A 10,282-nucleotide genomic window follows, 5' to 3' on the forward strand; every position below is an offset into this window, starting at 1 on the left:
ATCGGGAGGCCCGGTTGCTTATGTCTTTCGTGATTCCCTGCTAAATAACCAACGGTGGCGATTGTGCCGATGGGCAATTTTCGGGGGTAAACATGAAGAAGTTTCTGGCTTGCGCGCTCCTTCTGGGCGCGGCATTCGTTGCACCTGCGCAGGCGCAGATCGTTCGCGCCGGTACCTATGATGTCGAGGGCACCAATCTCGATGGTTCCGCCTACAAGGGAACCGCGAAGATCTCGCTGACCAGCGAAACGACCTGCTCGATCGAGTGGAAAACCGGATCCTCCACGTCCAGCGGCATCTGCATGCTCTATGGCGATTCCTTCGCTGCCGGTTACGTGCTCGGCAAGGCGGTCGGCCTCGTCGTCTACAAGGTCAATGACGACGGCTCGCTGGAAGGCGCCTGGACCATTTCCGGCAAGGACGGATCCGGCACAGAGAACCTGATCCCGCAATAACCTGCGGTCATGGATGATAGTGCGTGGCGCCGGTCAAGCGGCGCCATTGCGTATAGGAGAGCCCGCGTGATCTGGTTCCCCCGAGGAAGAGTGAGGAGAACCGATGCTTTCTACTGATGCGACGCTCTGGCCGATGATCGCGCATGCCGTGCTCGTCTTTTTTCTCTACTGGCTGCTGTCAAGGAAACGCTTCGAGGCCGTCAGGGCAGGCAGCATCAAAGCCGGCGAGTTCCGTGACAACCTTCGGGAGCCGCCCGAAAGCTTGAACGTCTACAACAACCTCCGGAACCAATTCGAACTGCCGGTCCTGTTCTACGCCGTCAGCCTCGTGCTGTATGTCTCGACCGCAGACAATTGGGGGACAGTTGCTCTCGCCTGGATCTTCGTCCTGTCCCGTTATGTGCATTCCTATGTGCATCTCACCAGCAACCGGCTGCGCTATCGCCGCCCGATCTTCATTATCGGCTTCTTTGCGGTGATGGCCATGTGGGCTTGGCTCGCGGTCTGGCTGGCCCTGAACTAGCCGGGCCGCTAGTGAATGCCAGGGTGGGTTCGAGAGCCGTGCCCGTTGGCAGCCTCCGCCACAATCCTGGCGGGCCCATCGATCAAGGCAACCTCACGAACAAGTGTAATATCCGGCACTTAGATCACTCAGTGTTTCATCTTCAAGTGGCAGTTCCTCAGTATAGATTTCGTCGTCGTACAATCTGCTACGGAGGAGCAAACCATGGACAACGAGACCCCGAAGATCACCCAGGCGATGATCGACGCCTATGACGAATATACCCACCTGACGCTGGACCGTCGCCGCTTCATGGAAAAGTTGACCCAGCTTGCCGGCTCCGGGGCGGCTGCCGCGGCGATCGCGCCCCTGATCGGCGCCAGTTCTGCCATGGCGGACATCATTCCTGCCAATGACGAACGGTTGACCACGGAGGACGTTACCTATCCGGGCGCCAACGGCGTGACCATGAAGGGTTATCTCGTAAAACCCAAGAATGCTTCCGGCACGCGCGGCGGTGTCCTGGTCATCCACGAGAATCGCGGCCTCAACGCTCATATCAAGGACGTTGCCCGCCGTATGGCGCTCGAGGGCTTCAATGCGCTCGCCGTCGATTTTCTGGCGCCCCAGGGCGGCACGCCGGCGGATGAAGAGCAGGCCCGGCAGATGTTCTCTTCGCTGAAGCCCGAAGAGGTTTCGGCCAATGGCGAAGCAAGCCGCGCCTATCTCGCCGGCATCAGCGGCGCGAACGGCAAGGTCGGTGCGATCGGCTTCTGCTGGGGTGGCGGCGCGGTCAACAATCTTGCTGTGAAGTCACCCGGCCTCAACGCCGGCGTCGCCTACTACGGCGCCCAGGCGAAGGCGGAGGATGTGCCCGCCATCAAGGCGCCGCTGATGCTGCATTACGGCGGTCTCGACGAGCGCATCAATGCCGGCATTCCGGCCTTCAGGGCGGCGCTTGAAAAGGGCGGCAAGACCTTCGAGATCTTCGTCTATGACGGCGCCAACCACGCCTTCAACAACGATACCTCGTCGGCCCGCTACGACAAGGCAGCCGCCGATCTCGCCTGGAGCCGCTCGGTGGCGTTCTTCAAGAAGAACTTGGCGTAACCGATTGCCTGACCTCGATCACGAAGGCAGAAAGCCGGGCCCAGTCCGGCTTCTTCCGCGCTTACGTCAACGCTCACAAGCATTCCCGATAGCCGCCAAGGGCTTGGCGGCTAGTCCTTCACCACCCAGGCATCACCGAGCCGGCCCGAGCCCGTGGCATGCGCTGGAAGGTTTTGACCTCACCATCCAGATCGTCCGGCATCACGGCCGGCGAGATGTTGTCGAGGCAGGCCGTGATGTGGTCGGTGATGGCATTCATCAGCGACGGTGAAAGCCCGGGCCGCTTCATCAGGCCGATCTGCACCGGCGGCAGCGGCGGAAAGCCGTCGGCGGACGACAGCACCTTCATGCCGGTGCGCAGAGCCGATTCCGGTAGTACGGAGACGGCCATGCCGGCAAGCACGGCTGCGGCGACGACGGTCGAGGACCAGCTCGTGAACAGGACCTGGTATTCGCGTCCGTCCGCATCGAGCGCCGAACAGGCGAGCTGCCGCCACAGGCAATCGCGGCGGCCGACCGCGAGCGGCACGGGCGCGTCGTCCTTCAGCGGATGGTTGGCCGAGCCGACCCAGCAGAGCGGCTCGGTGCGCACCACGTCGGAAATCCTCTGGCGCGGATTGTGCGTGACGAGCGCGATATCCAGCTCCCCGCGCGCCATCTTTTCCGCAAGGCTGACCGACGGCTCGCAGACGATATAGAGCTCGACATTCGGATGGGTCTTGGCAAAGCGGCCGATGATCTCCGGCATGTAGCGGTCGGCATAGTCGTCCGGCGTGCCGATCCTGAGCGTGCCCTCGAGACGGTTGTCGTCGAAGGCGGCAATCGCCTCGTTGTTCAGGCGGATGATGCGCCGCGCGTAATTCAGCAGCTTCTCGCCCTCGGCAGTCAGCCGGTTGCCGCGGCCGTCCTTGGCGAACAGCTGCTTGCCGATCCGTTCCTCGAGACGGCGCATCTGCATCGACACGGCGGACTGGGTCTTGAACACCCGGTCGGCAGCCTTGGTGAAGCTGCCGGTGTCCACGATAGAAATGAAGGTATGCAACTGATCGATATCAAGCGGCGCGGACATGATAGGTCATCCATCCATCAGAGGGTTTGATGCTAACCATTAGAAACATTCGTTGGACTGATCAATAGATTTTACGCGATAAGGGGATCGCAAATCAAAATCGAAGGGTGCTTCTTCCCTGAGCACCCAACCTTGGCAGCCCTTCCGTCGGACCTCCGCGGAAGGGATGGCCTTTCTCGTGCCTGCGAAAGGATAGACCCATGAGCACGACCGACTGCGGAACTGAACTCGACCTCGTTCACGAAGGGCGCGGTGCGTATGGCCGCTTTGGCCTCGTGGTGCTGCGAACGAAATCCGTATGGCGTGCCTTTCGCAATCGTCTGGCGAGCAATCGCCTCCATGATCTCGACGACCGCCAGCTCAACGATATCGGCATCACACGGCATGATGTGGTGATGGCGCTCAATCACTCGGGCGCGCTGGATGATCCGTCTCTGCTTCTGTCGCGTGCCGCCCGCGAGCGTGCGCGGCACCGCTTTGCAAGACCGGCCAATCGCTGATCTTGCCTGACCTTTTCCCCGCAGGGTGATAGCCAATAGCCCTGCTGCTTGCCCGGCCGGTCGATCCGTGCCGGGCTTTTTTTATTTGGATGGCTTTGGAGTTGCAGGCGCCGCTTCGGCATTGGCGCCTGTGCCATTGCGCAGATAGGTGTCGAAGATCGCTTCCATGTTCTTCTGGTAGTTCTTCTGCACTTCAAGCCCGCTGTCGAACATGTTGTTCAGCACGTCGCGATAGGGATTGGGTTCGGCCGCGGGTGCTTCCCTAGGCTTTTCCGGTGCGGGTGCAGCGGCCGAGGGGCTCTGGTTCGGGAAGGCGCCGCCCATCATGTCCTGGAAGGCCTTGGTGAAGGGATTGTCGGCGAAAGGGTTGGCGCTCGAAGGTTGAGGCTGTTCCGGCTTTTCGAGGCCCCACATGGAACGCATTGCCTGGGCAAAGGGGTTGTCGAAAGGGTTGGCGGCCGTCTGCGGTTTCGCCTTCGGCTGCAGGCCCATGCTTTCGAGCCATTGCTGCTGCATCTGGCCCATCGGGGAGGCGGCAAACGCCTCGTTGGCGCCGGTCATCTGCCCGGTCATCTGTTTGAACAGCCCGCCCATCAATGTGTCGGCCATGGCCGGCATCATCTTCTTGAAGACTTCCTGGCCGATCCCTGTGAGTTGTTCGGCCTGCGCGGCGATCGCGCGGGAGACTTCCTTCGAGCCGAACAGCTTTTCGAGCACGGCATTGCCGTCCGTCGTGCCCTGCGGTGTAAAAGCCTTGGTCAGGTCCTCGAAATATTTGGCATAGGCGCCGGACACCATGCTGTTCATCAGCGAGGTGAGGTCGTAAGGATTGGCGCTGGTGCGCTTGAACCCGGAGGAAAAGGCGGGCATCAGCGCCGCCATGGCCTGGGTAGCCTGTTCCTGAGCCAGGTTGAACTGCTTGGCGATCGCCTCCATGCCTGCGCCGTCCTGAGCTCTGAGCATCATGTCGAACAGTGGCAGCATGGAGAATCCTTTCCGGTTCGGGTGATGCACCACTATATCCGGAAAGTGCTGAACGGAAACCGGTTTTTAGAACCGATCTCAATCTCCCCTCAGTATTGGTATTCCTCGAACACCGGCTCGACCGAACCGTTCCAGCGGCCGTGGTAGAGAGACAGCATGTCGTCCGCCATGGTCGTCTTCTTGGCGAGCACCTCGTCGAGTGGTTGCAGGAAGATGCTCTCGTCCTGGCCTTCGCCGTTAAGCCGCGCCCGGGCCTTCAAACCCGCCTTGGAGATCGCCACCGCCTCACGGGCGACGTCGAGCACCGGCCTGCCCTTGATCTCGGCCTTCAGGCCCTTCGCCGGCACGGCATCGCGCATGGCGATGACGTCTTCGACCGTCCAGTCGGCCGTCAGCGTTTCGGCGTCGGCAAGCGCCGTGTCGTCATAGAGCAGGCCGACCCAGAAGGCCGGCAGCGCGCAGATCCGCCGCCAGGGGCCGCCGTCGGCGCCGCGCATTTCGAGGAAGCGCTTCAGGCGAACGTCGGGGAAGAGGGTGGAAAGGTGGTTGGTCCAGTCGCCCATGGTGGGCTCCCAGTCCTTGATCTCGCCTCTCAGCGCACCGTTCATGAACTGTCGGAAGGTGACATGCGTGCAGTCGTGATACTTGCCGTCGCGAACGACGAAATACATCGGCACGTCGAGCGCCCATTCCACATAGTCGGCAAAGCCGAAATCTGGCTTGAACACGAAAGGCAGCACCCCGGAGCGCCGGTTGTCGGTGTCGCGCCAGATGTCGCCGCGCCAGGAGACCAGCCCGTTCGGCTTGCCTTCGGTGAACGGGGAGGACGCAAACAGCGCGGTCGCGATCGACTGCAGCTTCATCGACACGCGCATCTTGGCGGCCATGTCCGCTTCCGAGGAGAAGTCGAGATTCACCTGGATCGTGCAGGTGCGGTACATCATGTCGAGGCCTTTTGCACCGACCTTCGGCATGTAGCGCGTCATGATCTCGTAGCGGGATTTCGGCATGCGCGGGGTTTCCGCGAGCGTCCATTTCGGGCTGCCGCCGATGCCGAGGAAACGGATGCCCATCGGTTCGGCGATTTCGCGCAAGACCGCGAGATGGTGGTTCGATTCCCGACAGGTCTGGTGGATGCTCTCGACCGGCGCGCCGGAAAGCTCGAACTGACCGCCGGGCTCGATGGAGATCGCGCCCATGCCGGACTGTTCGCCGAGCCCGATGATGTTCTCGCCGTCCAGGATCGGCTCCCAGCCGAGCTTCTTTTCCATGCCTTTCAGCAGCGCGGAGATGCTGGCGTCGCCGAAATAGGGAACCGGGCTGTTGTCCGCCCGGAAAAAGGCGAATTTCTCATGCTCCGTGCCGATGCGGAAATCTTCCTTCGGCCGAGGTCCCTTCGCCAGGTAGGCGGAAAGCTCGGACACCGAGGTAAGCGGTGTCTGGTCGGTCGTATCGCGGGCCATGAAGATTACCTTGCTCGGAATGCCTGATCTGGACGGATAACCGGCTGATTGGACCGGATTGATGTGCGCTGCAAGTGAATTTCTTTCAAGATAGATTCAGAATTTTCAAGGCCGTCATGTCAAGCGGGTCAACGCCAGTCGCCGACCGCTGCCTGGATGACCGCAAGCGCAGCGACCGCGGCCGTATCCGCCCTTAATATCCGGGGCCCGAGCGGTATCGCGGTAACGAAGGAAAGCGAGCGCAGCCTTCCCCTTTCCTCGTCCGAAAATCCGCCTTCCGGGCCTACCAGCAGCGCCAGCTTGCTCTCTTTGATCGCCGAGAGGATCGGCAGCGGGTTCTGGCCTTCGTCGCCTTCGTCGCAGAAAATGATGCGCCGATCGTGGGGCCAGGTGTCGAGCAGGTCGCCGAGCTTCCTCGGCGGCGCGACCTCCGGCACCGACAAAATGCCGCACTGCTCGGCGGCCTCCACCACATTCGCCTGAAGCCGATCCATGCTGGTGATCTTGCCTTGCACATGCTGGGTCATGACCGGCTGGATGAACCCGGCGCCCATCTCGACCGCCTTCTGCACCAGATAGTCGAGACGGCCGACCTTCAGCGGTGCGAAGAGATAATGCAGGTCGGAGGCCGGCGGCTGCGGCCGGGTTTCCTCGATCGCTTCCAGCACGATCTTCTTGCGGGTCGGATAGGTAATTTTCGCTTTCCACTCGCCGTCGCGGCCATTGAAGAGCAGGATCGCCGAACCTTCCTCCATCCTCAGCACGTTGGCGAGATAGTTGAACTGCTCCGACGACACCTCATGGCGGGCACCGGCGCCGAGCGGCGCCTCGATGAACAGCCTCTGCATCCGAAAATTGGCGCGCATGAAAACCTCGAAGCCCAGAGCATGTCGCGCAAAAGTGTGCAGCGGTTTGTGGCGACGACATGCGAAAAAATACGGATCTAAAGCGTCACAGGCGAATCTGAAAGATCCCGACGCGTTAGACGAACAGCGCGAACATAGCCGTGGCGATCAGCGCCGCAAGGGTTGCGGCCGCCGGAAGGGTGATCATCCAAGCCGCGATGATGCTAAGAAAATGCGAGCGCCGCACCAGGTAACGCCGTTTCAGTTCGTCGTCATTGCGCTCGAAGGGCTCGGTGGTATCGAGGTCCTTTCCGGCCCGCACCCGCATGTATTCGAAACGGCGTCGGGAATGGCGGGTATACCATTCGCGGAAGAAGCCGACGCCGAACACCGCACCGACGGCAATATGGGTCGAGGAGACCGGCAGCCCGATCCAGGAGGCAACGATCACGGTCAGTGCCGTCGACAGCGAGACGCAATAGGCGCGCATCGGATTGAGCTTGGTGATCTCGGCGCCGACCAGCCGGACCAGCTTCGGGCCATAGAGCAGCAGGCCGAGCGAGATCCCGAGGCCGCCGATGATCAGTTCCCAGAGCGGGATGCGCACGCCGGTCGAAATGCCCCTTTGCGCGGCAGAAACGATCGCCGCAAGCGGACCGATGGCGTTGGAAACGTCATTGGCGCCATGCGCGAACGAGAGCAGCGCCGCAGAAAGGATGAGCGGAATACGGAAGAGCGTGCGTAGCGACTGGTTGCGGTTTTCGAGCCCCTCGGCCTGCCGGGCAATCACCGGGATCAGCAGGCGCCAGGCGGCGAGGCCGGTCAGGAGGGCGACCAGCGTCGCAACCGGCGGCGATACGTCCACCAGTTCCCCCAGCCCGAGCAGCGCCAGATAGCCTGCAAAGGCGCCGGTCATCACGCCGATCAGCACCGGCACCCATTTCTTCGCCGCGTCGATCTTGTCCTCGCGGTAGATGATGGTTTCCTTGACGAGGAACAGGAAGGCGGCGGCGATGACGGCGCCAAGGATCGGTGAAAGGACCCAGCTTGCGGTGATGCCCGCAATCGTTCCCCAGTTGACCGCGGAAAGTCCGGCTGCCGCGATCCCGGCGCCCATGACCCCGCCGACGATCGAATGGGTGGTGGAAATCGGCGCACCGAGCCAGGTCGCGACATTGATCAGCACCGCGGCCGAGAGGAGTGCCGCCATCATCGCCCATATCAGCACGTCGGGGCTGCTGATCATGCCGCCCTGCATGATGCCGTTGGCGATCGTGTTGGCGACGCCCCGGCCGGCGAGCACTGCACCCGCCACTTCGAAGACGGCCGCAAGCCCGAGACCGAAGGTCATCGTCATGGCGCGGGCGCCGACGGCCGCGCCGATATTGTTGGTGACGTCGTTGGCGCCGATGTTCATCGCCATGTAGGCGGCAAGGCCGGAAGCAGCGATGACGACGACGGCGCCGGGTTTGCCCGTGACATAGGCGGCCGCAAAGATGGCGACGAGGATGATGAACAGCAGTGCCGTTCCCGGTGCAGCAAGCCCGCGCGACATCTGCCGGGCGGCTTCCTCCACGGAGGAGAATTTCTCCAGATCCTTGTCGAGCGTCGGCTTCGCCAGGCGCGGCCTTCTCTGGCCCATATCTCCATCCTTGGGTGAAAAGTGAAGCGCGAGAACGGAACTGCCTGCCGTCTCCGCCTCTCGGAAGAAATCAAGGCCTATCGCTTAATAGCGTGCGTAGGCGAAGGCAATATTGCGGAATTGTGAAGGCGCTTCGAGGCCCTAGCTTGCAGCCTTGATCGAAAGCTGCGGAACGCGCGGCTGCATCCGTTCGGCGAACTGCAGGAAGAGAATCTTCAGTTCCGGCTCATTGACGCGCAACGCCGCCTCTTCACAGGAAACCCATTCCAGCGTTCGAGAGCCTTTTTCCGGATAGCTTTTCAGGCACTCTTCCACTTCGAGCGCGTGGACCTGCACCCGCACGGGGATTTTCAGGCCGTTATCGAGCGTCTTGCGGTAGTGATAAAAACCGAGCGGTTCCTTCTCCACCTTGCCCTTGACGCCAACTTCTTCGAACGCTTCGCGTTCGGCGACCTGGTGAGCTTTCTTGTCGGTCATCGGCCAGCCCTTGGGCACGACCCAGCGGCCGGTATCGCGACTGGTCGCAACGAGAACCTCGAGTTGTCCCGGCTTCTTTTTTATCCGGTAGCAAAGCGCAGCATACTGCTGCCGCGGCGGCCGCTGCAGCATCAACCTGAGATTGCTCGTAACCCGATCCATCAAGCCCAATTTCTGTTTAATCCTCCAGCAAATGGTAATTTACTAATATAATGCTTGCGCGAGGATTAACGACCCTCAGCAGCTTCTTTTGAGAAGAATCACGGTGGATAACGACCATCGAAGCGATAACCATTGTGGGGCCACTTGGTTTCACGTCAATAGAAATTTGCACAGGTGTTCAATTGTAATTGTGCATGACGTCCGGCCATCCGCAGAAATGGCCTCAGACCTTGGTCTGGATCATCCTGAGTTGTGCGATTCTGCTCCATTCTCCCGTGCGTTCAGCCTCGTTGGTGACCTTGGAGATGAAGTCGATATGGTCTTCCGCAGCCTTTCTGGCCTTGGAGGGGTCGCCGTCCAGTATCGCCCGCCCGATCGCCTCATGTTGGGTCATCACGGCATCATGGGCGCCGCCGATATTGAAGATGATGCGGCGGTTGTAAAAGATCCCGTCGCTGAGGAGCCGGTAGCAGGCGCGCAGCGTGTGCATGAGAATGATGTTGTGCGCCGCATCGCCGATGGCATTGTGGAATTCGACGTCGGTTGTCAGCTCGTCCTCGAAACGCCCGTCCCGATGCGCACTGCGCATCGTCTCCAGAATGCGCTCGATGAGTTGCTTGTCGGTGTCGGTCGCTCGTTCGGCGGCAAGCTCCGCCGTCATGCCTTCGAGTTGGCGACGATATTCCAGATAGTCGTGAACCGCCCGCTGGTGCCGGCGGATCAGGGCCACCAGCGGCGGCGAGAAGATCTTGCCGACGATATCGGCCACGTAAGTGCCCCCGCCATGTTGGCTCACCAGAAGCCCGCGTGCTTCCAGCTCTTTCAGCGCCTCCCGCAGGATCGGCCGGGAAACATCGAACCGCTGCGCCAACTCGCGCTCGCCGGGCAGGCGATCGCCGTCGCGCAGCACGCCGTTGAGGATCAGGCTCTCGATCTGCAGGATGACCTCGTCCGCAGTTCGACCATGCGGCACCGGCGCGAAAAGCTCATGCGTCAACTTTGCCGTCTCCAATCGGGTGATGCCAGCCGGGGCGTCCGAGCTTCTTGTATCACTGGTAAAAAAAGTATACCAG

Annotated in this window: 11 protein-coding genes; 4 read left to right on the forward strand and 7 right to left on the reverse strand. The window is 61.3% G+C overall.

Going from position 1 to position 10,282, the window contains the following annotated elements; all coding sequences use genetic code 11:
* Positions 1-92 precede the first annotated feature (92 nt).
* The 3 genes from GQ59_RS22770 to GQ59_RS22780 all read left to right on the forward strand — a co-directional run bounded on the left by GQ59_RS22770 (position 93) and on the right by GQ59_RS22780 (position 2,067).
* On the forward strand, positions 93-455 hold the full coding sequence (locus GQ59_RS22770; RefSeq protein WP_037085434.1) for a hypothetical protein: 363 nt from the start codon (positions 93-95) through the stop codon (positions 453-455).
* 103 nt (positions 456-558) lie between these two features.
* Entirely contained in the window at positions 559-978 is a 420-nt protein-coding gene (locus GQ59_RS22775; RefSeq protein WP_037085436.1) for an MAPEG family protein, read from the forward strand.
* A 204-nt stretch (positions 979-1,182) separates the two neighbouring features.
* Positions 1,183-2,067: a dienelactone hydrolase family protein gene (locus tag GQ59_RS22780; RefSeq protein ID WP_037085439.1), complete on the forward strand. Its 885-nt coding sequence runs from the start codon at positions 1,183-1,185 to the stop codon at positions 2,065-2,067.
* A gap of 118 nt (positions 2,068-2,185) precedes the next feature.
* Here the strand turns inward: GQ59_RS22780 and GQ59_RS22785 are convergent, their stop codons facing one another.
* Positions 2,186-3,136, reverse strand: a complete 951-nt coding sequence (locus tag GQ59_RS22785) for a LysR substrate-binding domain-containing protein (protein ID WP_024163461.1) — start codon at positions 3,134-3,136, stop codon at positions 2,186-2,188.
* Positions 3,137-3,336: 200 nt separating this feature from the next.
* On the opposite strand from GQ59_RS22785, the gene GQ59_RS22790 reads away from it, so the two are divergent.
* Positions 3,337-3,636 (forward strand): YjiS-like domain-containing protein, encoded by a 300-nt coding sequence (locus tag GQ59_RS22790; protein ID WP_051904147.1) that lies wholly within the window; start codon positions 3,337-3,339, stop codon positions 3,634-3,636.
* 81 nt (positions 3,637-3,717) lie between these two features.
* Here the strand turns inward: GQ59_RS22790 and GQ59_RS22795 are convergent, their stop codons facing one another.
* The 6 genes from GQ59_RS22795 to GQ59_RS22820 all read right to left on the reverse strand — a co-directional run bounded on the left by GQ59_RS22795 (position 3,718) and on the right by GQ59_RS22820 (position 10,206).
* The gene (locus tag GQ59_RS22795) at positions 3,718-4,620 is read right to left on the reverse strand and encodes a DUF937 domain-containing protein (RefSeq protein WP_037085442.1); all 903 of its coding nucleotides are present in this window, start codon (positions 4,618-4,620) and stop codon (positions 3,718-3,720) included.
* Positions 4,621-4,709: 89 nt separating this feature from the next.
* Positions 4,710-6,083 carry a glutamate--cysteine ligase gene (locus tag GQ59_RS22800; protein WP_037085445.1) on the reverse strand — a complete coding sequence of 458 codons (1,374 nt, stop codon included), beginning with the start codon at positions 6,081-6,083 and terminating at the stop codon, positions 4,710-4,712.
* Between the two features lie 128 nt (positions 6,084-6,211).
* Positions 6,212-6,949: a 16S rRNA (uracil(1498)-N(3))-methyltransferase gene (locus tag GQ59_RS22805; RefSeq protein WP_037085448.1), complete on the reverse strand. Its 738-nt coding sequence runs from the start codon at positions 6,947-6,949 to the stop codon at positions 6,212-6,214.
* A 115-nt stretch (positions 6,950-7,064) separates the two neighbouring features.
* Positions 7,065-8,570, reverse strand: coding sequence for an inorganic phosphate transporter (locus GQ59_RS22810; RefSeq protein WP_037085451.1), 1,506 nt, complete (start codon positions 8,568-8,570; stop codon positions 7,065-7,067).
* Between the two features lie 141 nt (positions 8,571-8,711).
* A complete protein-coding gene (locus GQ59_RS22815; RefSeq protein WP_152564426.1) occupies positions 8,712-9,218 on the reverse strand; it encodes an NUDIX hydrolase in 507 nt (168 codons plus the stop codon).
* A 214-nt stretch (positions 9,219-9,432) separates the two neighbouring features.
* Positions 9,433-10,206 carry a FadR/GntR family transcriptional regulator gene (locus tag GQ59_RS22820; protein ID WP_051904148.1) on the reverse strand — a complete coding sequence of 258 codons (774 nt, stop codon included), beginning with the start codon at positions 10,204-10,206 and terminating at the stop codon, positions 9,433-9,435.
* Positions 10,207-10,282 lie beyond the last annotated feature (76 nt).

This window comes from Neorhizobium vignae, from assembly GCF_000732195.1.
Classification (GTDB): Bacteria; Pseudomonadota; Alphaproteobacteria; order Rhizobiales; family Rhizobiaceae; genus Neorhizobium; species Neorhizobium vignae.